The 23120-nt window shown below is 57.6% G+C and carries 23 protein-coding genes and 1 pseudogene; 12 read left to right on the top strand and 12 right to left on the bottom strand.

What is annotated here, in order from left to right; all coding sequences use genetic code 11:
* Positions 1–268 precede the first annotated feature (268 nt).
* The 5 genes from argF to PQU95_RS09985 all read left to right on the top strand — a co-directional run bounded on the left by argF (position 269) and on the right by PQU95_RS09985 (position 4108).
* Complete coding sequence (argF, locus tag PQU95_RS10005) at positions 269–1192, top strand: ornithine carbamoyltransferase (RefSeq protein ID WP_272751860.1); 924 nt, start codon at positions 269–271, stop codon at positions 1190–1192.
* Between the two features lie 28 nt (positions 1193–1220).
* Positions 1221–2438, top strand: coding sequence for an argininosuccinate synthase (locus PQU95_RS10000; protein ID WP_272751859.1), 1218 nt, complete (start codon positions 1221–1223; stop codon positions 2436–2438).
* Positions 2439–2538: 100 nt separating this feature from the next.
* The gene (locus PQU95_RS09995) at positions 2539–2742 is read left to right on the top strand and encodes a DUF2788 domain-containing protein (protein ID WP_272751858.1); all 204 of its coding nucleotides are present in this window, start codon (positions 2539–2541) and stop codon (positions 2740–2742) included.
* Positions 2739–3575 carry a DUF1294 domain-containing protein gene (locus PQU95_RS09990; protein ID WP_272751857.1) on the top strand — a complete coding sequence of 279 codons (837 nt, stop codon included), beginning with the start codon at positions 2739–2741 and terminating at the stop codon, positions 3573–3575. Before PQU95_RS09995 ends, PQU95_RS09990 begins: the two co-directional genes overlap by 4 nt.
* Positions 3576–3607: 32 nt before the next feature.
* The gene (locus PQU95_RS09985) at positions 3608–4108 is read left to right on the top strand and encodes a YajQ family cyclic di-GMP-binding protein (protein ID WP_017509798.1); all 501 of its coding nucleotides are present in this window, start codon (positions 3608–3610) and stop codon (positions 4106–4108) included.
* A 255-nt stretch (positions 4109–4363) separates the two neighbouring features.
* Here PQU95_RS09985 and yghU read toward each other — a convergent pair whose 3' ends face one another.
* From yghU to PQU95_RS09965, 4 genes are all read right to left on the bottom strand, one after another.
* Complete coding sequence (gene yghU / locus PQU95_RS09980) at positions 4364–5212, bottom strand: glutathione-dependent disulfide-bond oxidoreductase (RefSeq protein ID WP_272751856.1); 849 nt, start codon at positions 5210–5212, stop codon at positions 4364–4366.
* A gap of 141 nt (positions 5213–5353) precedes the next feature.
* A complete protein-coding gene (locus PQU95_RS09975) occupies positions 5354–6520 on the bottom strand; it encodes a GGDEF domain-containing protein (protein ID WP_272751855.1) in 1167 nt (388 codons plus the stop codon).
* 277 nt (positions 6521–6797) lie between these two features.
* The gene (locus PQU95_RS09970; RefSeq protein ID WP_272751854.1) at positions 6798–7499 is read right to left on the bottom strand and encodes a pirin family protein; all 702 of its coding nucleotides are present in this window, start codon (positions 7497–7499) and stop codon (positions 6798–6800) included.
* A 104-nt stretch (positions 7500–7603) separates the two neighbouring features.
* Positions 7604–8659 carry an RNA methyltransferase gene (locus PQU95_RS09965; protein WP_272751853.1) on the bottom strand — a complete coding sequence of 352 codons (1056 nt, stop codon included), beginning with the start codon at positions 8657–8659 and terminating at the stop codon, positions 7604–7606.
* A gap of 429 nt (positions 8660–9088) precedes the next feature.
* On the opposite strand from PQU95_RS09965, the gene PQU95_RS09960 reads away from it, so the two are divergent.
* Positions 9089–9313 carry a helix-turn-helix domain-containing protein gene (locus tag PQU95_RS09960; protein ID WP_272751852.1) on the top strand — a complete coding sequence of 75 codons (225 nt, stop codon included), beginning with the start codon at positions 9089–9091 and terminating at the stop codon, positions 9311–9313.
* Positions 9314–9471: 158 nt separating this feature from the next.
* Positions 9472–11058 carry a methyl-accepting chemotaxis protein gene (locus PQU95_RS09955; RefSeq protein ID WP_272751851.1) on the top strand — a complete coding sequence of 529 codons (1587 nt, stop codon included), beginning with the start codon at positions 9472–9474 and terminating at the stop codon, positions 11056–11058.
* Positions 11059–11136: 78 nt separating this feature from the next.
* Here the strand turns inward: PQU95_RS09955 and PQU95_RS09950 are convergent, their stop codons facing one another.
* Positions 11137–12003 (bottom strand): carboxylate/amino acid/amine transporter, encoded by an 867-nt coding sequence (locus PQU95_RS09950; RefSeq protein ID WP_272751850.1) that lies wholly within the window; start codon positions 12001–12003, stop codon positions 11137–11139.
* A gap of 169 nt (positions 12004–12172) precedes the next feature.
* Here PQU95_RS09950 and PQU95_RS09945 point away from each other — a divergent pair, with 169 nt between their 5' ends.
* Complete coding sequence (locus tag PQU95_RS09945) at positions 12173–12706, top strand: GNAT family N-acetyltransferase (RefSeq protein WP_272751849.1); 534 nt, start codon at positions 12173–12175, stop codon at positions 12704–12706.
* A 64-nt stretch (positions 12707–12770) separates the two neighbouring features.
* Here PQU95_RS09945 and PQU95_RS09940 read toward each other — a convergent pair whose 3' ends face one another.
* The 3 genes from PQU95_RS09940 to PQU95_RS09930 all read right to left on the bottom strand — a co-directional run bounded on the left by PQU95_RS09940 (position 12771) and on the right by PQU95_RS09930 (position 14561).
* Positions 12771–13100, bottom strand: coding sequence for a hypothetical protein (locus PQU95_RS09940; protein ID WP_272751848.1), 330 nt, complete (start codon positions 13098–13100; stop codon positions 12771–12773).
* 56 nt (positions 13101–13156) lie between these two features.
* The gene (locus PQU95_RS09935; protein WP_272751847.1) at positions 13157–13744 is read right to left on the bottom strand and encodes a phage tail protein; all 588 of its coding nucleotides are present in this window, start codon (positions 13742–13744) and stop codon (positions 13157–13159) included.
* A gap of 340 nt (positions 13745–14084) precedes the next feature.
* Positions 14085–14561, bottom strand: coding sequence for an FKBP-type peptidyl-prolyl cis-trans isomerase (locus tag PQU95_RS09930; RefSeq protein WP_227303428.1), 477 nt, complete (start codon positions 14559–14561; stop codon positions 14085–14087).
* Between the two features lie 205 nt (positions 14562–14766).
* Between PQU95_RS09930 and PQU95_RS09925 the strand changes: the two genes are divergently transcribed.
* Both PQU95_RS09925 and PQU95_RS09920 read left to right on the top strand, forming a co-directional pair.
* The gene (locus PQU95_RS09925; RefSeq protein ID WP_272751846.1) at positions 14767–15237 is read left to right on the top strand and encodes a MarR family winged helix-turn-helix transcriptional regulator; all 471 of its coding nucleotides are present in this window, start codon (positions 14767–14769) and stop codon (positions 15235–15237) included.
* Positions 15238–15266: 29 nt separating this feature from the next.
* Positions 15267–15662 carry a DUF1398 domain-containing protein gene (locus PQU95_RS09920; protein WP_272751845.1) on the top strand — a complete coding sequence of 132 codons (396 nt, stop codon included), beginning with the start codon at positions 15267–15269 and terminating at the stop codon, positions 15660–15662.
* 213 nt (positions 15663–15875) lie between these two features.
* On the opposite strand, the gene PQU95_RS09915 is transcribed toward PQU95_RS09920, so the two are convergent.
* Positions 15876–16907, bottom strand: a complete 1032-nt coding sequence (locus PQU95_RS09915) for a histone deacetylase family protein (protein WP_272751844.1) — start codon at positions 16905–16907, stop codon at positions 15876–15878.
* A 120-nt stretch (positions 16908–17027) separates the two neighbouring features.
* Here PQU95_RS09915 and PQU95_RS09910 point away from each other — a divergent pair, with 120 nt between their 5' ends.
* On the top strand, positions 17028–17504 hold the full coding sequence (locus PQU95_RS09910) for an Lrp/AsnC family transcriptional regulator (RefSeq protein ID WP_227303442.1): 477 nt from the start codon (positions 17028–17030) through the stop codon (positions 17502–17504).
* Positions 17505–18063: 559 nt separating this feature from the next.
* Here PQU95_RS09910 and PQU95_RS09905 read toward each other — a convergent pair.
* Entirely contained in the window at positions 18064–19503 is a 1440-nt protein-coding gene (locus PQU95_RS09905; RefSeq protein ID WP_272751843.1) for a DUF8370 family protein, read from the bottom strand.
* Between the two features lie 414 nt (positions 19504–19917).
* Between PQU95_RS09905 and PQU95_RS09900 the strand changes: the two genes are divergently transcribed.
* The gene (locus PQU95_RS09900; protein ID WP_272751842.1) at positions 19918–20679 is read left to right on the top strand and encodes a YuaM family protein; all 762 of its coding nucleotides are present in this window, start codon (positions 19918–19920) and stop codon (positions 20677–20679) included.
* Positions 20680–20773: 94 nt separating this feature from the next.
* On the opposite strand, the gene PQU95_RS09895 is transcribed toward PQU95_RS09900, so the two are convergent.
* Together PQU95_RS09895 and PQU95_RS09890 are read right to left on the bottom strand one after the other, a co-directional pair.
* Positions 20774–21271: a 3'-5' exoribonuclease gene (locus PQU95_RS09895; RefSeq protein WP_272751841.1), complete on the bottom strand. Its 498-nt coding sequence runs from the start codon at positions 21269–21271 to the stop codon at positions 20774–20776.
* A gap of 1621 nt (positions 21272–22892) precedes the next feature.
* A pseudogene (locus tag PQU95_RS09890) lies at positions 22893–23120 on the bottom strand (IS481 family transposase); the annotation flags it as partial.

Here is a 23120-nt window from a genome sequence, read left to right as displayed (position 1 = left end):
TGCCGGTGCGCCGCAAGTGCTTGATCTTGCAGCGTATCGGCGTTTTTATTGCCGGATGGCAGCCACTTGAAACCGGCTTGGGCTTGTCACCAATGTGGATTTCGTATACATATAACCATGTCGCAATTTTGTAAATCATGAATTCATCATGAACAATATTGCGTTGATCAACCCGATGACAGATGGTTTGCGTGTAGTAATGTGCCGCCGCGCATGAAAACGCCACGTTTTCACAGCGCCGTGGCATTAATTTTTTTCGGAACCCGATATGAAGCAGCCCAAACACTTTCTCCAGTTCACAGACCTTTCCGCCGCGGAGTACCAACACATCTTCGAGCGCGCCCAGGTACTGAAGCGACGACAGGTGTCCGGCGAGCTGTACCGCCCACTGGTGGGCCGGGTCATGACCATGATCTTCGAAAAGAACTCCACGCGTACCCGCGTATCGTTTGAAGCCGGCATGTCGCAGCTGGGTGGCCACGCCATGTTCCTGGACGGCAAGAGCTCGCAGATCGGCCGTGGCGAGCCGGTAGAAGATACGGCACGTGTGCTGTCGCGCATGGCGGACATCATCATGATCCGCACCTTCGAGCAGAACATGGTGGAAAGGTTGGCCGCATTTTCCCGCGTGCCGGTGATCAATGGCCTGACCAACGAATACCACCCGTGCCAGATTCTGGCCGACATCCTGACCTATATCGAACACCGTGGCAGTATCGCCGGCAAAACCGTGGCCTGGATTGGCGATGGCAACAATATGGCGCGTACCTGGCTGCAGGCGGCCAAGCTGCTGGGCTTCAAACTCAAGGTGGCCACGCCGGTAGGTTACGAGCTGCAGGTGCTGGATGGCCAGCATTACGACAGTGACTGTTTCGAAGCCTTCCACAACCCGGCCTCCGCCGTGGCCGGTGCCGACCTGGTGACCACCGACGTGTTTACCAGCATGGGCTTTGAAGGCGAGGCTGAAGCGCGCCGCGATGCCTTTGAAGGTTATATGGTGAGTGCCGACCTGATGAAGCTGGCCAAGCCGGATGCGCTGTTCATGCACTGCCTGCCGGCGCACCGTGGCGAAGAAGTGGCGGCCGAGGTGATCGACGGCCCGCAAAGCGTGGTATGGGACGAGGCAGAAAACCGCATGCACGCCCAGAAAGCCCTGATTGAATACCTGATGCTGGGTCGTGTACACGACTGACCCGGCTTGTAGACTGAGAGAGAAGACGATGGCAGACATCAATAAAGTGGTATTGGCCTATTCCGGTGGCCTGGATACTTCGGTGATCCTGAAGTGGTTGCAAGACACCTATCAATGCGAAGTGGTGACCTTCACCGCCGACCTGGGCCAGGGCGAAGAGCTGGAGCCGGCACGCCAGAAGGCGCTGCAGTTCGGCATCAAGCAGGAAAACATCTTCATCGATGACCTGCGCGAAGAGTTTGTACGCGACTTCGTGTTCCCGATGTTCCGTGCCAACACCATTTACGAAGGCGAGTACCTGCTGGGTACCTCCATCGCCCGCCCGCTGATCGCCAAGCGCCAGATCGAAATCGCCAACCTCACCGGTGCCGACGCGGTATCGCACGGTGCCACCGGCAAGGGTAACGACCAGGTACGTTTCGAGCTGGGTTACTACGGCCTGAAACCGGATGTAAAAGTGATTGCCCCATGGCGCGAGTGGGATCTGCTGTCCCGCGAAAAACTGCTGGCCTACGCCGAGAAAAACGGCATTCCGGTGGACATGAAGCACAAAAACGGTGGCGCGCCATATTCCATGGACGCCAACCTGCTGCACATTTCCTTCGAAGGCCGTCATCTGGAAAACCCGTCCGCCGAGGCCGAAGAAGCCATGTGGCGCTGGACCGTGTCGCCAGAGGCAGCACCGGATGAAGCCGAATACCTGGATGTAGAGTTCGAAAAAGGCGATATCGTGGCGCTGAATGGCGTACGCCTGGCAGCGCATGAAGTGCTGGCCAAGCTGAACGAGCTGGGTGGCAAGCACGGTATCGGCCGTCTGGACCTGGTGGAAAACCGCTACGTGGGCATGAAGTCCCGCGGCTGCTACGAAACCCCGGGCGGCACCATCATCCTGAAGGCACACCGCGCCATCGAGTCCATCACCCTGGACCGCGAAGTGGCCCACCTGAAGGACGACCTGATGCCACGCTACGCCAGCCTGATCTACAACGGCTACTGGTGGGCACCGGAGCGCAAGGCCCTGCAAACCCTGATCGACTACACCCAGCAAACCGTGAACGGCTGGGTACGCCTGAAGCTGTACAAGGGCAATGTGATCGTGGTGAGCCGCGACTCCAAAACCAACTCGCTGTTCGATATGAACATCGCTACCTTCGACGACGACGGCGGTGCCTACAACCAGGCCGACGCTGGCGGCTTCATCAAGCTGAACGCGCTGCGCATGCGCATCGCCGGCCGCCTGAAGTAAGCGGTTACAACGAAGTGATACAGCCAGGCCGCACCCCATGGGGTGCGGTTTTTTATTACCGCTTCTATAATGGCGGCCAACCTTTTAGCGCAAAGACATCATGAGCGAAGAACAATTTACCAACTGGTCCATGGGCATCCTGCTGACCGGTCTGATCATTTTCATGGGTTTCATCATTTACGATCTGGGCAAAAAATCCAATGCCGGCAAAACCGGCATGATTGCGCTGTTCATCGTGCTGGGCTTCGGTGTGGTGGGCTTTGTGTTCAAGAACGTGCTGGTGGAGTTCATCCTGCTCAAATGAGCACCACATCAACCATCAGCGAAGGTGCGCTGGCCAGCTGGGATGCCGCGCGCGGCTTCGGCTTTATCCGCCAGGCGGATGGTAGCCGCCTGTTTGCGCACGCCAGCGTGTTTGCCGGTGGCGCGCTGCCGCAGCCGGGCGACACCGTGCAATACCGCCGTGGCTCTGGCCGCGACGGCCGCCCGCAGGCTAGCTGGGCGCAGGTCAAAACTGCACCGCTGGATAGCGCACGGTGCAAAGGTGTGCTGCAGCATTGGGATGACGCGCGCGGTTTCGGTTTTATTGATGCAGAAGATGGCCAGTCGCTGTTCGTGCACGTGTCGGCTTTTCCCGTATCGCCCAGGCGCCCGCTGCCCGGGGACGAGGTGTATTACAAGGCGGGCCATAACGAACAGGGCAAACCGGTAGCGGTATGGGCCAGCTATGCCACTTTGCCTGGCCTGCACGTGCTGGCCAGCCTCAAGCCGGGCCGCCGCCCGCGGCCGTGGCCCGCGCTGGTGATGGTGTTGATGTTGGCCGCACTGTGGCTGGTGGGCAGGGTGGCCAGCTGGGTGCCGGCGGCTTATGGTCTGCTAAGCATTTTGCTGTTTCTGGCTTATGGCCGCGACAAGTACGCGGCACAGCGCCAGAAGTGGCGCACGCCGGAAAGCACCTTGCATATGCTGGCTGTGCTGGGTGGCTGGCCGGGGGCGGCGCTGGCACAGTATGTGTTCAACCATAAATCCACTAAACCCGCGTTTCGTCGCTACTACTGGCTGAGTGTGGCATTGAATGTGGCAGGCCTTGCCTGGCTTGCGGGCCATGGCCTGCTGACTGCGGCCAACTTCGGCTAGAATACGCGCCATAACACGAAAGGAAGGGCGATATGCCATCGTTTGACATTGTGTCCGAAGTGGACAAAATCGAAGTACGCAACGCGGTAGACCAATCCAACAAGGAAGTGTCCACCCGCTATGACTTCAAGGGTAGCGATGCCCGTATCGAAACCGGCGACAAGACGCTGACCCTGTTCGCCGACAGCGAGTTTCAGCTGGACCAGGTAAACGATATTCTGGTGGCCAAGCTGGCCAAGCGCGGCGTGGACGTGCGCTGCATGGAATACGGCAAGCTGGAAAAGGTGAGCGGCAACAAGGTGAAGAAGGTGTTGACGGTAAAGGAAGGCCTGGAAACCGACCTGGCCAAGAAAATCGTCAAGCTCATCAAGGACAGCAAGCTGAAGGTACAGGCCAGCATCCAGGGTGAGGCCGTACGCGTGTCTGGCGCCAAGCGTGACATGCTGCAGGACGTGATTGCCCTGATGCGCAAGGAAATTGCCGGCGATATGGAAAACGGCTTCCCGCTGCAGTTCAACAACTTCCGCGATTGATGCGCTAGCCGGCTACGTTGCGTAAACGTTGGCCGCCAGTGCGGGACAAGGCCGCTGCTGATGCAGCGGCCTTGTCTATTGATAACAAAGCCTGCTAGCCGCGCCAGCAGGCTTTGTTTTGTAAGCAGTAAGGCTGTGGATGCCAAAGTCGGTCTGGCGCGGCCCGGCTTTGCCGGGTCCGTTAGCACCGGGTGTCGGGCTGTATTCGCAGCCGCAAGGCCGCTGCTGATGCAGCGGCCTTGCGCTTTGTGGTGCTTAGCGGTCCAGGTCGGCCGCGCTGTGGCGTTCGGCCAGCTGTTCGCCTTCGTCACCCCAGGTGCGGTTCACGCGGCGGCCGCGTTGTACGGCCGGGCGCTCGGCGATTTCGCGTGCCCAGCGTTGTACGTGCGGGTAGTCGTCTACCTGCAGGAACTCGGCCGCGCCGTACAGCTGGCCCAGCACCAGTGCGCCGTACCACGGCCATACCGCGATATCGGCAATGCTGTAGCTGCTGCCGCCCAGGTAAGGGCTTTCTGCCAGGCGGCGGTTCAGCACGTCCAGCTGGCGCTTGGCTTCCATGCTGAAACGGTCGATGGCGTATTCGATTTTTACCGGCGCGTACTGGTAGAAGTGGCCGAACCCCCCGCCCAGGTAGGGTGCGCTACCCATTTGCCAGAATAGCCAGTTCATTGTTTCGGTGCGGCCAGCGATGTCTTGCGGCAGCAGCGCGCCGAACTTTTCGGCCAGATACAGCAGGATGGACCCGGACTCGAACACGCGCACCGGCTGCTCGCCGCTGTGGTCCAGCAGCGCCGGGATCTTGCTATTGGGGTTCACGCCGACAAAACCGCTGCCGAACTGGTCGCCCTGCTGGATGCGGATCAGCCAGGCATCGTACTCGGCGCCGCGCTTGCCCAGTGCCAGCAGCTCTTCCAGCAGGATGGTGACCTTCACGCCATTGGGGGTGGCCAGCGAGTACAGCTGCAGCGGATGCTCGCCGCGTGGCAGTGGCTGTTCGTGCGTGGGGCCGGCGATCGGTCGGTTGATATTGGCAAACTGGCCGCCATTGGCCTGTTTCCACTCCCAGATGCGTGGCGGGGTGTACTGTGTGGTGGCTTCGCTCATGAAACGCTCCGTGTCTGGCTGCGCGGGGCAGCATAAGGTTGGCCGCGCGCGCACGGCATAGGCTCTAGATGGGGCGTTCCGTACCGGATTAAAGCCCGGCCAGGGGCCGCAGGGCAGAACACACTGTACAGCGGCGGCAGGCTAGACAGCCTGCGGTGCCAGCACCACGCAGTTGCGCCCCTGGCGCTTGGCCTGGTACATCGCTTCGTCGGCGCGGTGTAGCAAGCCATCCGGGTTTTCCGGTGCTAGCCAGCCGGCTACGCCGATGCTGGTAGTCAGTGACAGGGTGGCGCCGGCGTACTGCAGCGGCTGGGCCTCGATGGCTTGCCGTAGCCGCCCGGCAATATGTTCTGCCTCTTGCTGGGTGGCGTTGGGCAGCATGATGGCAAACTCTTCGCCGCCCATGCGGCCCAGAATGTCGCCCTCGCGCAAGCAATCCTGCGCTACCTGCACCACGTGGCGCAGCGCATCGTCGCCGCGCTGGTGGCCCCAGGTGTCATTAATGCGCTTGAAGTGGTCCAGGTCGATCAGTAGCACCGATACCGGGAAGGCGAGCCTGTGCGCATAAAGCGTGGCTTTTTCCAGCATGGACATGAAGGCGCGCCGGTTGTAGGCGCCGGTAAGCGGGTCGCGGTCGGCCATCTGCTTTAGCGCCAGCGTTACCTGCTCGTTGGCTAGCATCACCACGCAAAAGCCAAGCAGCACCAGCGCGACAATCGCCTCGATCACCACCAGGTGGGACACCACCAGCATTTGCGCGCTATCAAACAGGCCTTTGTTGCCAATGTGGAATAGCCAGGGCCGCAGCAGCAAAAACACACCGTGGCTACCGCAGCACAGTGCGTACAGATAGCGCGCGGGGTAGTGCGCGATGCCCCCGCGCGCCATGGTGCGTGCACTGAGCAGGAACAGCAGGCCCAGCACGGTGCTGAGCGTCAGGAAGCGCAAGCCCTGGTTTGGCTGTACCAGGGTGAAGTACAAGCCGCTCAGCAAGAGCATGGCCACGGTGCACAGGCCCGCCGAGTGCGGCAGACGGCGCAGGTTCAGGTAGCGGCGGCAGGCCGCCAGGTTAAGCCAGGCCAGCAGGAAGGTAGATAGCTGGGTAAAAACCACCGACAGCCATTCTGGTGCGTAGTCGCGCAGCAGCAGGTTCAGGCAAATGGGCAGGCCACAGGCAAATGCCAGCGTCCAGGCCTTCAGGCCGGCAATACGCGGGTTCATTCGCCAGGCGGCCAGCAGCATCAGCGTCATGATGAACATGAGTATGGCGGCAACGGCAACAAGCGTGGGGCTGTGCAAAGAAGTCATATCCAGGTGAAAGGGGGCGGCAACACTTGCGGTTTGCAGGGGGCATTATATGCGGGCACGGTATCGCTGTGGAAATCTATAGAAATACATAATTGCCATACATACCAACGGCTTATGCTTTGTGCATTTGTGCCATGCCCGCACGCGTTGCGCTAATGGTATCGGCCCCATCGCCCGCGGGTGCCGCATCCGCCTGTGGTGCTTCGGCCGTTGCGGCGGGCAAGCAGCCGCACTGCCTGTGCACGTCCGCCGCTGCCGCAAGCGCGCAGATCCGGCGCTAATTGGCCAGGTCAAACACCAGTACTTCAGCCTGCTGCCCGTGGCTGAAACTCAGCTGGCTTTCCGCTGCCACTTTCAGTGCATCCCCGCCATGCAGCTGCTCACCGTTCACCTGCAGTGCGCCGCTGATCAGGTGTACATAAGCCTTGCGTTGCGGGTCTAGCGTCAGCGTGGCCTGCTCCGGGCCGTCAAACAGGCCGGCGTACAGGCTGGCATCGGCGTGTACCTGCACGGCGTGATCACCGCCTTGCGGGCTGGCGATTAGGCAGAGTCGGCCGCGTTTGCTGGCGGGCGGGATGGCTTTCTGTTCGTAACCGGGTGCCATGCCACTGCGATGCGGGTAGAGCCATATCTGCAGAAAATGTGTGGTAGCGCTGCGCTCGTGGTTGAACTCGCTATGCAGCACGCCGGTGCCGGCGCTCATGCGCTGTACTTCGCCCGGGTGGATGGTGCTGCGGTTCCCCAGGCTGTCTTCGTGCGCCAGCGCCCCTGCCAGCACATAGCTGATGATTTCCATGTCGCGGTGCGGGTGGCGGCCAAAGCCTTCGCCAGCGGCTACGCGGTCGTCATTGATGACGCGCAGGTTTCCCCAGCCCATATGCGCGGGGTCGTGATAGCCGGCAAAGGAAAAACTGTGGTAGCTCTCCAGCCAGCCGTGATGGGCATGGCCGCGCTCGGCGGCCGGGCGTTTGATCAGCATGATGTCTCCTTGTTCGGGAACCATATTGTGACGCATTGCGCGCACGGCTACCGCGAAGAAAGCTGACGGGCTGTTTCGGTTTTTTTGAAGCGCCGCCGGCGGCATCAAGCCGGTTTGGGTACCCTGGTGCGGCGCAGCAGCCGGCTGTGGTCGATGATATCGGCCGCGCGGGCGCGTAGTTGGCCGCAGCCGCCGTCCACGTCTTGCCCGGCAGAGTCGCGCACCTTGGTGAGCACGCCATGGCTGTGCAGATAGCGGCGCATGTCGGCTACGGCACCGGCTGGCGGGCGCTGGTAGTGGTCGCCTTCCACACTGTTGTACGGAATCAGGTTCAGCAGGCCAAAGCGGCCTTTCAGCAGGCGGATGATGCCGTCCATTTCCTGCTGGCTATCATTTACGCCGGCCAGCAGTGTCCACTGGTACTGGATGGGGTAGCCCACCTGGTGCGCATAGGCGTCGCCCAGCGCCACTAGCTCGGCGGGCTCATAACGCGGTGCGCGCGGCAGCAGGCGTGCACGCAGGGCGCTATCGGTTGTGTGCAGCGATAACGCCAGTGCCGGTTTGACCTGCATCTGCGGCAGGCGCTCGAATACCCGCGGATCGCCCACGGTAGACAGCACCAGGTTCTTGTGGCCGATATTGCCGTCGCTGCCCAGCCAGTGAATGGCCTCCAGCACATTGTCCAGATTATGGGCCGGCTCGCCCATACCCATGAATACCACCTTCTTTACCGGGCGCAGCCGCCGCGCCAGCACCACTTGCGCCACGATTTCGGCGCTGCCCAGCTGGCGCAGCAGGCCGCTCTTGCCGGTCATGCAAAACGTGCAACCCACGGCACAGCCCACCTGGCTGGACACGCACAGCCCGTCGCGGGGCAATAGCACGCTTTCCACGCTTTGGCCGTCTGCCAGCGCTACCAGCAAGCGCAGCGAGCCATCGGCGCCGGGGTGTTGTGACTCGATACGCGCCAGCGCTTCGAGCTGCGCGCCAATGGCCGGCAGGCCCTCGCGCACCGGCAGCGGGAAGTAGTGTTCGCTTTTCTGGTGGCGCGTGCCGCTATCCAGCGGCAAGCCCTTCAGCCAAGCACGGTTGATACGGCCAATGTGGCAGGGGCGCGCGCCAATGGCGGCCAACATCTGGTGCAAGTCCTGGATACGCATGGGTAATTCGGTATGACGGTGGGCGCGGGCCCGCAGCATTGATAAAGGCGCACAGGGTACAGCAAGGTGCCGTAGTGGTGCAGGGGCTTTTGTGGCGTCTGCTGGCGTGTGGCGGCGGAGAGGGGGCGTGCTCAACTGCCAATCATGGTTTTGTCATTTGATCTGCATCAAATCTTGGAATGAATGGCGTTATTACAATTTATTCGGTTAAAAAATAAAAAACCATATTAAACACATTGCTTTCAATATGGCCAATAATAAACAAATAGAAATTACACCTTAAATTATATTTGCAAGGCAAGCCGGCCGCACCGCTTGCCCAGCGCTTTGCCCGCCCGCCCCTGGCTATATCGCAGCAGGTGCCGGTTTGTCCGGACAGGCGCAGGGCGTGCAGTACTGACCAGCTGTAACCCCGCCAGAGGAGGCCCTATGTGTTACCCGGATAAAAAGCGCCTGGCTGTATTGAACGACTACAAGACCGTGCGCAATGTGTCTGTGCTATGCCAGAAGCACGGTATATCGCGTGGCACATTCTACAAATGGCTGCAGGGTAGCCAAGCCGGGCAGCCCGCCCCACAGCGCAAGCAGCTGCATTCCCCCGAGCACCTGCTTGCCATTGACACGCTGCTGCGGCAACGCTGGTGCTGCAGCTAGCGCACTAACGAGATGGCCACGCCGGTGCGTGCCGGCGATATATTGCTATTGGACAAACTTGCTAGCGGTCTATTTTGCAAATGACAGGGTACTTGCTATACCGGACATAGACGGAAACACCCCTTTGGCACCCATGGTTTCTACAGGAGAAACTGGCCATGCGAAATAACCTGCCGGTAACAGACAAAGAACTGCTGCTAGACGCGAAACGCCCCATCGTTACCAAAACCGACCTGAAGGGCCAGATTGTCTACGCCAACCGCGCATTCATTGAAATCAGCGGGTTTACCGAGGCAGAGCTACTGGGCCAGCCGCACAACATCGTGCGCCACCCGGACATGCCCGCAGAAGCCTTTGACGACATGTGGCAAACCATACAAGCCGGCCACCCATGGCGCGGCCTGGTAAAGAACCGCAGCAAAGACGGGGATTTTTACTGGGTGGATGCCTACGCCACCCCGATATGCGAGCATGGCCAGATTACCGGCTATATGTCAGTACGCAATAGCCCGGACCGCCAGCAGGTAGCCGCTGCCGAAAAGCTGTACGCCGGCATACGCAGTGGGCAAGCCGTCATGCCGCGCACCCGCTACGACCCGGGGCTCAGCCTGAACCGCTTGCTGCTGGCGGTGGTGCTGCCCACGGTCATCGCCCTGCTGTCCGAGCTACTGCTGCCAGACCATTTTCATATGGCAGTGAACATGCTGGCCACTGTCTGGCTGGTAGCCGGGGCGCTTGCCCTGCGCCACCAGATTGCGGCGCCGCTGAGAGATATTCACCAAGGTGTACAGCAGCTTACCGAGGGTAATTTTTCCCAGCCCTTTGTGCGTACCGGCTGTACCGAGATGCGGGTGATGGCCGAGGCGCTGGAGACCATGCGCATCAACACCCGTGTCATCATTGCCGACGTTGTTGGCGGCGCGGGTGATGTTGGCCGCATTGCGGCATCGGTACACGAAGAAGCCACCACGCTGCAGAGCCGTGGTGAAGAAGCGCTGGAAGGCATCAGCCGCGTTGCGGCCGCCCTGGAGCAACTATCGGTATCGGTCAGCGAAATTTCCCACGCCACCCGCACCGGTGCCGGCCATGCCGAAGAAGCCCGCCACCTGACGGTAGAGGGTGAGCAAGCCATGCAGCAAACCGAGCACGCCACCCGCCGTGCCATGAAGGAATTCAACGCGACCTGCGACGCGATCAGCATCCTGCAGCAATCTACCCAGGACATCGGCTCGGTGGCGCTGGTGATCAAGGAAATTGCCAACCAGACCAACCTGCTGGCCTTGAACGCAGCGATCGAAGCCGCCAGGGCGGGGGAGGCTGGTCGTGGTTTTGCCGTCGTCGCCGACGAGGTGCGCAGCCTGGCAGAGCGCACGGCGGGCAATACCAAAGAAATCGAACAATCCATCAATGTACTGCTGCAACGTACCGGAGAGGTAACCCACCATATTGAGGATGCCCTGGCCCAAGTGTCTCAGGTAGAGCATGCCGTACAGGTAGCCAGCCATAGCCTGGATGCCATCCGCCAAGCCAGCCAGGGGGTATCATCGGCGTCGCAAACCGTGGCAGACATGCTGCAGCAGCAATCGTCCACATCGAGTGAAGTGGCGCTGAATATGGAAGCCATGAACGTGCTGACCGAGCAGAACAGCCAGAATATCGGCATGACACACCGCTATGCCGGGCAGCTGCACGCCACAGCCAGCGACCTGCGGCGGCTGGTAGGGCATTTTGAGCGCCACCTGTAACTGCCGGCCCGGCCGGGTGTGTGGCTACCTGGCCAGCAGCCTGGCACCTGGCCCGGGCAGGGTTGGCCGCATGCCCGCCTAGGCCTGCACGCCTGGCCGCGCACGGCCCCGGCGGTTGATCCACAGCGACGCCATGATCACAGCACCACCCAGTGCCAGGCGCGGCAGGTCGGCGTCGCGGTTCCAGATCAGCACGTTTACCAGTAGGCCGGCCGGCACGTGCAGCTCGTTCATGATGGCCAGCGTACCGGCGCTCACCTTTGTGCTGCCTTTTACCCACCAGTACATGCCCAGCGCCGTGGCAAACACCCCCATGTAAACCAGTACCCCCCACTGCAGCGCCGTATGCGGCAGCCGTTGCATATCACCAAACAGCAGGAAAGACGGCAGCGCCAGCAGCAGCGCACCCAGAAAGAAATGGCCAAAGTAGTGGTGCAGCGGCTGGCTTACCGGGTACTGCTGCAGCAAGCGGCGGCACAGCACCTGGCCGGCGGCAAAGGTAAAGTTGGCCAGCTGCAGCAGCAAGAAGCCGGTCAGGTATTCGCCTTCCAGCGGCTGGAAACGGATGATCACCCCGCCACCTACCGCTACGGCAGCGGCCAGCAGCGCCCAGGGGTTGAAGCGGCGTGCCAGCGCATCGTCAAACAGCGTGACATACAGTGGCGTCAGCACGGTAAACAGCAGCACCTCCGGCACGGTCAATACCTGAAAGCTGCGGTACAGGCACAGGTAAGTCACGCCAAACTGCAGCGCCCCGGCCAGCCAGAAGCCGCCCAGCAGCCGTGCAGGCAGGCCGCGCCACACGGTAAACGGTAAAAACAGCGCGGCAGCAATCAGCACGCGCAGCAGTACGGCAAAATCACTGTCCACTTGCCCGGCCAGGTACTGGCCGATCAGGCTAAAAGAAAATGCCCACAGGGCGGTAACAATCAATAGATAAGGCATGGCAACTCGCAACAAAAGCGGGGGGTGGATGATAGGCCGCTGCCGCCTGCCACGCCAGTGCCCTGCGGCCAACCTTGCCTTTAGCTCGCTGTGCCTGATGGTTTTTCTTTTAATGCAAATTGCATCGATTATACTGATGGCTCAGTGGGTTCAATCAAAAGAGGCGGCAATGCTAAACCTTATGTCATCGAATTTTGCCCTGGGTCTACGCCCTTCGCGCAGCCAGGACCAGCCCTTTATCCAGCAAGTATTCAGCAGCGCCCGGCCGGATTTGCAATATATCGATGGGGAAACCGACCTGATCGAGTCGATTATCCAGCTGCAGCAAGAAGTGCTGCTGCGCGGTGCCGAGCAAGCGCACCCGGGAGCCATGCATTTCATCATCGAACAGGATGGCCAGCCCATTGGTGTCACCCTGGTCGATTTTGGCGAGCAGGCCGTGCATATCATCTTTTTGGCGATGCTACCGGCGCTGCGTGGCATGGGCTATGGCAAACAGGTTTTGCAGCACCTGCAACAGGCTGCCTGGCAGGTGCGCGCCCCGCTCACCGTGGTGGTATGGAAAAGCAATGTAGCGGCTCGCCAGCTATATTTGTCGCTGGGCTTTATGGTGGCAGAGCAGAGTGAAATGGCCGACAAGCTGGTATGGCACCCACAGCAAGACCCGGCACAGCCGCGCCAGGCTGCCGCGCTACCAGCCTGAACGCGGGCCCGCTGTTGGCAGCGGGCCCGCCAGATAACACCCTGCCTATCTGTGCCAAGAAAGGCTAATTGAATGGCAGCTGAAAGTAAGCCCAGGCCGGGTCGCGCCCGGCGGCTGCCACGCGGCCAACCCAGACTTCATCCAGCGTAATGTCGCTACCACCAGCCGCTGCCGGCAGCCGCAACTGGCCCTGCAGGTCGCCTATGGGGGCCGGCTCCGGCATGGCCAGCTCCACCACGAACGGGCTGCGCGCGCTGCCCGGCAGCTGAGCCTGAGGGCGCAGGCGAATTGCCTGGATATGCAAGGTAATCCCCGTGGCAAACTGCTCGTTACACATCAGGCAAGGCTGCCCGAGCAAGGGCATGAAATCCTGGGCTTGAATGTTCGCCAGCATAGTCATCTTTCCATAGAAAATGCCCCGGCATGGCACCGCACGGGGCAAGGGGCAGGTTATGGGCGTACCGGATACAGGCCGTTAATAGCGATACAGAAGTTCAACGCCAGGAAGGGGTTCAGCACCGATACCGGTGCGTTGCCACCAGTCAGGTCGGTATTGCCGGTGGCAGACAGGCCCTGCACCGATACCGGGTTATTCAGTGCAGTACTCCAGACCGTGGCCAGGCCGGTGCCGGCGCCGGAAGCCCCCAGATAAGGATTGCTGGCACTTGGGGCAGAGGCGGGCACGGCCGGGGTAGGTGTGCCAGCCGCATGAAATGTTACCGCCATGGATGTCGCCGTGTGCGAGTGCGCAGGCATATTGGCCACGCTTAGCGCCACATTCTGGGCACCACCAAACTGGCCGGGGTTGTAGGCTGGCAGGTTAGAAGCAGGCTGCGCCGGGCCGGTACCGATAGGCATGCGGCCAGTCAGATTGGGCAGCTTGAAGTTTTGCGATGCGGTGCCGCCATACAGGGTGCCCAACAGTGAGTACAGCGCCTGATACTGGCTCACCTGGTAGGTTTGACCTTGGCAGAGAGCCCAGTCTTGCGGGGCATAGTTAAAACCATACATGGTGATGGTTCCCATATAAGCATCCATTTGCGCTCCTTTTTCAATGGCTGGTACAGACATGTCGGCCATCACGAAATGTGATTGGCATAAGTTGTTGTAGGCCATTTCACGTGCATTTCAATATAGAAAATGCATTTTGCAATTTAATATCAATAAATTTTGCTTGGAGTGGAGCAGATGCGGAGCTTAAAGGCCGTAGCGGGTCAAACCTGCCGGTCTGCCTGAAAAGCAGCGCTGCCCTTATCAGGCGGTTGGGGTAAAGACACCAGCCATGTCGTACCGATTGGCAATTGGCTGCCGCGCGTACGGTGCAGGCCAAAAAAAGCCCTCCGCAAGGGAGGGCTGTGTGGGTACCGGCCAGCGGCAATCAGTGCTGGTGGCCGTGTTCGCCGTGTACGTGCTGGTGGGCAATTTCTTCGGCCGTGGCCGCGCGCACGTCTACCACCTTGATGGCGAAGCGCAGGGTTTTGCCGCACAGCGGGTGGTTACCGTCCAGCAGCACGGTAGGGCCTTTGATTTTGGTCACAAAATAGTAGCGCGGCTCGCCATCCGGGCCGGTGCGCTGGATCTGGCCGCCAACCTTCACGCCAGGCGGGAAATCCACCTTGGCCATGGTGGTGACCAGCGCTTCGTCACGCTCGCCAAACGCGTCGGCAGGGCTCAGTTCCAGCGTGGTCTGGTAGCCGGCTTCCTGGCCTTCCAGCGCTGCTTCCAGCTTGGCAAACAGGTTGTCGTAGTCGCCGTGCAGGTAAGAAACCGGCTTCTTGCCGTCGTCGTAGATATTGCCCTGGCTGTCGGTAACTTTCATGCGCAGGGTAACGGCGGTGTCTTTGGTAATGTTCATGGCAGGTGAGGGCAGAAAAAAATGAGGGTGGAAGGGTGGCAGCTAGCCGTGGGCGTGTCAACTGCCGGCGGGGCGGCGGTGGCTGGCGAACGTGCTGGCCGGGCTTGGCAAGCCGCAGGAAGGTTGGCCGCAATCAGGGCATCAGCATCTGGTTGACAGGTGTTTCCATGGAAACTAACATGCAGAAAGTTTCCGGAGAAACCTAATGGATAAGCCAGACAACCCGCTCACCCCCTCGCCGCTGGAAGACCACCTGGGCTTCTGGTTGCGTTTTGTTTCCAACCACGTTTCCGGTCGCTTCCGGCAGCTGCTGGAAGCGCAGGGGGTTACCGTTACCGAATGGGTAGCCCTGCGCACGCTGTGGGCGCAAGCCGACACCACGCACGCCGAGCTGATCCAGGCGCTGGGCATGACCAAGGGCGCCGCGTCGAAAGTGGTTTCCCGCCTGCAGGAAAAAGGCCTGGCCGAGCGCCAGCTGGCCGATGGCCGTGCCCGTGAGCAAAGCCTGCGCCTGACGGATGCGGGCAAAACGCTGGTTCCGGCGCTGGCCGCGTTGGCCGACACCAACGACGCCCACTTCTTTGGCCACCTGCCTGCTGCCGAACGCGAAGCGCTGGCCATGCTGATGAAAGCGCTGGTACAGCACCACCAGCTAAAAGACCTTCCCACCGACTGACCTCACCGCACACGCCAGGAAAACCCATCATGAACGACACCGTGCACACCCGCATCCGCAGCACCTTTGACGCCTCCAACCAGGGCACCATTCATTTTGGCCAGGTTATCGGCCAGCTGATCGAGGCCGGCGTGGAGTCCTACCACGTGGACTACCGCAGCGGGCGCACCACCTATTACCTGCCGGATGGCAGCACCGCCGACTTCAGCTTCGGGCGCCCGGCACACGGTATAGCCGATACCTTTGACATCGCCGCCATCCGCGCCGCCATTGTCGGTGCACAGCAGGGGCGGGTGATGTACCCCGAGTTCAAGCAGCTGTCGCAGCAAGCCGGCTGCGCCGCCTACACTGTATGGATCGCCGGCCGCCACGTGGTGTATCTGGGGCGCAAGGGTGAAACGCACGTAGAACGTTTCCCCGACTAAGGCCCGCAGCGCCACGCCATTGTCTGCTAATGGTGCCCCGGATTGTTTCTGCCGGATAGCGAGCAGTATTCGCACAGCCGCCGAGGGCGACAGCAACAAGTTGGCCGCATGCTGCCGGCGATGCGGCCAAGCTTTGACAGCGGGCTGTGCCTGCGCGCGCCCGCACATCACACCGTGCGGCCGCCAGCGTAAGCCCACCCCACACCCACCCCGTCAGGCCGCGTGTTCAAAGCCCTGCAGCACGTTCACGGCATTGATGCCGATTTCGTCCACCATATAGCCGCCTTCCATTACAAACAGCGTCGGCACGCCCACCGCGGCAATGGCGGCGCCGATGCGGCTGAAATCGCCCGTACCCAGGCGGAAGTGGCTGATCGGGTCGCCTTCGTAGGTATCCACCCCCAGCGACACCACCAGCAGGTCGGGCCGGTATTGGCGCAGTTGGCCGCAGGCGTGCTGCAGCGCCTCGCCGTAGCCATCCCACGCCGTGCCGTGCGGCAGCGGGTAGTTCAGGTTAAAGCCCAGGCCGGCGCCACGGCCGGTTTCGTCGCGGTGGCCGGAAAAATACGGGTAGGAGCGGCGCGGGTCGCCGTGCAGCGACACAAACAGCACGTCGCTACGGTCGTAAAAGATGCTCTGCGTGCCGTTGCCGTGGTGAAAATCCACATCCAGCACCGCCACGCGCCGGCTGCCGTTGTCCAGGCTCCACTGCGCGGCAATGGCGGCGTTATTCAGGTAGCAATAGCCGCCCATATACTCGGCGGCGGCGTGGTGGCCGGGCGGGCGGCACAGGGCAAAGGCGCTGTGCAGGCCGCCGTGCAGCAGGCTGGCGCCGGTTAGCGCCAGGTTGGCGCTGCTGCTTACGGCCTGCCAGGTGCCGGCGGTAATGGCCACGCCGGCGTCCATGGCATAAAAGCCCAGCTTGCCGTCGATATGCTCCGGCTCGATGTCGCTACGCAAATCGCGCACCGGCCACACTAACGGCAGCGCATCGTGGCTATGGCCCAGCGCCTGCCACTCGCCCCACGCTTGCTGCAAAAAGCGCACATAACGCGCGCTGTGCACGCGGGCGTAGTGTTGCGGCCCGAAAGCCTGCGGAGGCACGATATCGCCCAGCCCTACCTGCAGGCTGCGCGCCAGCACGATTTCGGCGCGCTGCGGCATTTCAAAACACGGCGATACCTTGCCGTCTTTCAGTTCGCTGGCGTGATGCAGTTGGTGGTCTGGGCTGTAGACGGTCAGCATGGCGGGCGCTCTTGTCAGAAAGGGATGCCAGATAGTCTACGGCGCACCGCTGGCAAAAATTTTGCTTTTCTTGCTATTGTTGGCCAGCATCCGGAAAAGAAAACGGCTAGAAAAGCAAATATGAAAAAAGAAAACCCCACCGCAGCGCTGGACGATACCGACCTGGCCATACTGCGCCATGTACAGCAGGACGGCGCACTGTCTACCCCTCAGCTGGCCGAGCGCCTGGCCCTTAGCGTGACGCCGTGCTGGCGCCGCCTCAAACGGCTGCAGGACGACGGCTATATCCGCGGCTACCAGGCCAACCTGGACCGCCGCCGCCTGGGCCTGGACGTGTTTGCCTATGTCAGCCTGAGCTTTGCCAGCGTAGGCAACCCGCAGCCCGCCGCATTCGAAGCCCTGGTACGCGACCACGCCCAGGTGCTGACATGCCACAAAGTCACCGGCAACGCCGACTACATGCTGCTGGTGGTGGCCAGCAACCTGGACCACTACAGCCAGTTTGTAGAGTGGCTGCGCGCCATCCCCGGCATACACACCATTCACTCCAACCTGGCGCTGAAAGAAGTGAAAGCAGACTACCGCCTGCCGCTGTGAAACACGCCCGCATAGGCCAGCGGCACATCCGGGAATGGCGCAGCGCCGGCAAACAGGTAGCGGGCGAGGCTGAATGCAAAAAGGTTGGCCGCATACCGGGTAAGGGGTGTGCGGCCAACCTTTTATGGTGACGTTGTTCCCAGGATGCGGCTGCGCCTTATCCGGGCTACGAGCTGGATGGCAACACCATGCAGTTTGTGCCGCTGGAGAGTAATCAGCTGGTGAATGCGACTTGATTGCCAGGTACATCAGCCATGTAAAAAGGCCCTGCGATGCAGGGCCTTTTTCAATTGCAGGGCCTTTGTGCCATTAAACCTCGTCATGAGGATGGCCGTGAATCAGCACCGAGTTGGCATTCTGACCCGTAGCCCGGATAAGCCAAAGACGCATCCGTGGACTCGCCAACGTTGGCCGCAAAGCAAAATGTGAGCGGAGGAGATGGCCTCAATGTGTCGCGTGATTGATTCTTGTAAGGTGAGCAAATCCCCGGATGCGGCCAGGCTTATCCGGCTACGGGTAAAGAAAAACCCGGAACGATGTCCGGGCTATTACTATGGGGTTATGAAGAAATCTTTCGATAGATATCATCCAGCATTGAATTGATAGAAATATAATCTTCTATCGATGCCATATCCAGCAGGGAGAAGATATCTTCATCGTATAAAGGAACTATTAGTCCTCGCCCATCTAAAAATGTATCCTTGCAGCGTTTTTCAAATAGAGATTTGTTGGTGCACTTCCTGGCAAGAATAAACCCAACCCAGCCTCTATTTGGTGAAAATCTTCCGGCCAGTTGATCTAGCTCTGGATTTTTTGGGTCTGATGAGTAATTTTTGCATTCAAATGATATTTCAACCGCATTGAGGTGCGGTGATTTTAATGCCCGATAGAAAAAACCATCTTTTGCATTGTTGAGAAACGTGATGTCGATTCTTTTTCGGCCGTCATGTATTTCTCTTTCTAGTTTTGGGTTGACTAAGTTTTTTCCAAAAATAAACAATAGAGCGCATAGCATGGCGTCTTGATATGCATATGCCTCAGATTTTCCTTCTTCGATTGATTTTATTATATTTTTTAATTCAGAGGCGGTTTTGGTTATGTCGAAATCATCTCCTTGTGTTGAAGCAATCTCAAAATCCGTGGGGGCCTTGCTGAATTTTATATCGTCCCTGTATCGTTCAATTACCGCTGGATATTTTTTTGTAAACTCAAAAAGAAATTCTTTTGTTAGCGGGTATTCTTCCTTTAGGCTTTTTTTGGTTACTTTTGGGGTGCCATCCTTTAAGAGCTTAACAAGAGAGCTATGTATGTTTATGTGATGCTCTTGTAGGAAGTTTAAAACAAAATGTTGGTAATACTCTTGGTGATTTACTGACATTGTCCAACAAACAATTGTTTTCGGAACGAGAATTATCTTTTCACCGTTTGCAACTGGTAGCTGAGTAAAGCATTGTGCCCATTTTTCATTCTGAGTGTCCCAATAAAACCCAGAGGGCACATTTTGCATTTCAATTGCATAATTTTTGCATTGATTTTGAGTGTATTCAATTAATTGGTGCCGTATTAAGTTTGTCGTTAGGTCGGATATTTTGTCGTGTCCAACCCCGTCAATCATTAATTCCAGCTCTGAAATACTGGACAGTATTCCAGATTTTACGGCCTCGCTGCTCTTTAATTTTTCATGAAGGAGTTTTGCTTGAAATCCTCCTATTCCTTTTCCATTGGATTTTCCACTGGAAAGGCCGAGGTGGGTTTCTCTTGGTTCTGAAAGATGGGAAAGCAACTCCCATGATTTGGCAGTGTCGTTATGTTTTATGGATTCAATTAGGGATAGAAAATAAGATTGAACATTTTCCGCACATTCTTGATGCCATATGGATTCGTTGTTTATTAGTGCATACGGATCAATAAAAAGCGGAATGTCTGTATCCAGCGGGATGTCGACAAAATCTAGCTCGGACTGAGATTTGTTGATATTAAAATAAACGCTAAATTTCATGTAGCCCCCCTGTCATATCTATTGTGTCAAAAAAAGCATGCCGCAGCATGCTTTTGATTTGCTCATGTCAGAGAAGCCAAAGTGTGAAATTGCGCTTTCCGTAAATTCAATTAGTTAGCCGGTGGTGATCATTTATTTTTTGGATACTTTTTTAGTCAAACAATGAAAATTCGCTATTTTTTAGCCAAAGAATGAAATATCCATCTGACTATTCATGTGGTGTCACAAGCAAGCCAGCGGGTAGGGCAACTCTTGTTGCTTGCGGCCATCAGAGATGGCTACCAGTGGCTGCCTGTACTTGCAGTAGGCAATGACATTGTTTTATTGTGTGCCAGTGGCTAGCCCATTCAGCAACGAAGGGCTGAGTATTGCTATAAAAACACTTGTAATGAATGGTTGCAAATGAATGCAGAAATGAAACTACTATTTGAAGTTCTTGGGAAAATGGAACCAGTTGGTCCTAACGAAACAACTTCAGTACTAGAGGAACGGTTTGCAAAGTTCTCACGGCTAGTCAAAAAATTGGCTGCAGCGCTTTTCATATTGCTATTGGCTTTGGCTGGCTGGAAGATCGCAGGGGGAGATCTTTCTCCATTCTTCATAGATGTGGCAAGGATTGTTGGTTTTGGCTCAATGGTTTCTGCTATATTTTTTGTCTTTATAGATATATTGCCAATTTTTCTATTAATGCTTAATTTTAGAAATGATGCAATGAGGCGCTTTTTGATAGAAGTAGAGTTTGATATGGGGAAGGCCCTGGAGTTAAGAAAGTTCTCTTCTGAACATCTACGGCTGGCGCAGCAAATATTTGAAACTAAGATTGCGAGAATTCAGGCAAGATTAATGATGTTTTTAGGCGGCCCAGATAAAATAGCGATTATGTCTCTGGCAACCATGGGTTGGGCTGCGTGGAATGAATTTCCAAACGTAGAGAGCTCGATTGCATACAATGCTTTGTATTTTGGGGTCGCATTTTTTGGAGGCTTGTCAATTGGTGGGGTGATGCTTAGTGTGGTAATGCAACGCTACGCATACTACGTAGAGCTAATAAAATTTGCACTATCTCCAGATTTTTCCACTATCAATGCTCATTGTTTTTATGGTGTGCCGATACCAAGCTTGGGGTGGAAAGCGAAAAAATGGATTGGGAAATACATGTCACATATTAAATTTTAATTATCAAAAAATAAAATCGGACACCAAGTCTGCTTGAGTGAGCAGCTTGATGTCCGATTTTTATGTATTTATGTTTTCTGATTCAGTAATATTGCTAGGGGTGAAAAGAGCTTGCTTGCCACCTTATATAGCCGTTTCTTAGTGCTCTGGCGTCTGCAAGCGCATGGTGACGTGGTAAATCCTGCTCGAACGAATCTTCATATGCTTCCTTAAAGCTTTTGTCTGAAACTATGTCATGACCGATCAGCAAATTTTCGCTCAGATTCGCCGGAAGCTCAGCGAGTAAGTCGCCTTGTAACGCATCAGTCAACAACTCCCAATCTGATGGGTAGTCAAAGACCAGCGTTACTGGCTCTTCAAGCGCGGCAAACCACTCCCGCAAACGGAAACTCAGATGCGCTGAACTGCATCTCGCTCCAGGTATGCGGTTGAGCAAGGGAAGCACTTCTATCACCACAAAGCTACTGCAGTCTTCGCGGCGATAATCATTACGCTCGGCATAAAACTCCCGCCCATCTTCAGTCACTAGCCCGATACTGATTAAATCGATCTGAACGAAGTCGGTGAATTCTGTATCAAGAAATACCAGCATCGGATATCCCTCCCATTGTATTGGCGACAGCGTTCATTCTTGCGGTCGCAGAGCTCTTGAGCAGTTCTGCCGCTTCACGGCGAAAGAAGATTCGAGGCGGTTTTCCATCTAGCATAATGACCTCCACCTGCAGGCAACCGCTCGTCGCCTCGCGCTTGATGGTTTTCGGATTGAGCTGGCTGATTGCGGCCAGCTCCTTCAGTGTGAGCGTTGACTGCCTGAACTGTATTGCACTCAACAGCTTTGCCTTGCTGAATACTGGATAGACCCCATTCGTCTCAGCTAGGAGTAATCCCGGAATGCGCAACAAGTGCCGCAAGCTTTGCCCGTGCGCTTTGGCCACATCGGAGGCTTGCTCGTGATTAAGCCAGTCATCGTTAGAAATGTACTGTGCTTTGTAGTGCTCGACCTCCTGACGGTCGAACACCGGCTGTGACAACATTGGATCCTGCAGTAGTGGTGTCAGCAACCCGCTGTCACATAGCTTATCTATGTGCCTGGGCGGCAGTCCAAGCAGACTGCAAGTCTCCCTGAGCGTCAGCTTCGTGGCATCAGTACTACTTACTTTCTGCTTGTGACCACGGCCACAGCGACTCTGGTAGCTCTGTGCGGTGGCAACCTGACCTAAAACAGCAGGGGTGATGTCAGCCCGTAGGAAAACATAAACCAATCCGCCGTCGATCGTCGGTCCATGCACGGGTTGGATACCGATGCTGATCAACCGGTCTGCTAGGTTGGTAGCGTTGCAGGCGAGCATCTTGGCAAGCTCTCTGACAAACACGTACTTCTGATGAAACAGCGCTAAATCTTGTGTTTGAATGCGTACTGATCGCCGTGGGAGTGTTTGATGCGGTATCAGCCCCAGTTTGACGACCTGGTAGATCGCATCGGTATAGATACCTAACTGCTGAGCGGCTTCTTTAACCGACACCGTGCCATCATGTCGCGGTGGCTCGATGGGCTTCTCTAGTACCAAGCTCGGCAACCCCACCCGGTGATCGTAAGCCAGCACGCAAGTTTGTCCCGACTTGATGGTCGTGATGAGCTCCAGTCGAGTGGCATGGTCGATGCCAAATCTTGAGAAAGACACGCCTGCAGTGTTTGTTCTCCCATCCTGGGTAGGGATGAGCAGCCGCTGGAATGCAACCAGACTGTCTCCATCAATGGCAACGCATCGCTTTCCAGGGAAAGGTGCCGTGTGTGCGATGGGTGCTTGTTGGAGTAAGCCTTTGTTCAGCAATGTGCGCACGACATGATTCGAGACATTGAGTGTGTTGGCCACCCCTGCAATCGTAATGGCAGGATAGCCGGCCCCCTCGGCGATTGGCTTGGTGAGCTGAGCATTTAGCCAACGCTCGACAAGCTCGAATAGCTGCTGATCCAGCTTCGCTTCTAAAACAGTGCCCTGCAATGCTGGCAGCGCAGCAAACCTGGGGCCGAATCCGGGATAGTTGGCATAACGCCTATCCAAACTTGCCCGCACTGCTGATTCAAAACCCTTTCCCTGTGCGAGGTCTACCAGATTGATCTGGCTGATCTTGGCATGAACATCCGGGATCGGGGCTGCCAAGAGGGTCGCTAGATTGGCTTCAGGGCAGTTTTCACTGAGATATAAGTAGGTGTCCAGTCCCGGACGATTACGCACCTGCTTTTTGAATAGTTCGGGATGTGATTTCTGCCACTGTTTCATCGCCAGCAATGGTGTCTGATGCGCCAGCATCCTTTGCGGTAGATGCTGGTTGTACAACAAGACATAACGCAGCAGCGTCGCCGCCAGATCTTGCCCAGACTCAAAGCGGTGCGTGGCCAGCACCTCACTGATACGCCCGTTGAAGCGCTCTACCATGCC

Origin of the sequence: Vogesella aquatica (assembly GCF_028548455.1) — a bacterium.
Lineage (GTDB): Bacteria > Pseudomonadota > Gammaproteobacteria > Burkholderiales > Chromobacteriaceae > Vogesella > Vogesella aquatica.
The sequence above is the reverse complement of the archived record's forward strand: the minus strand, read 5'-3'. Positions and strand labels throughout refer to the sequence as shown.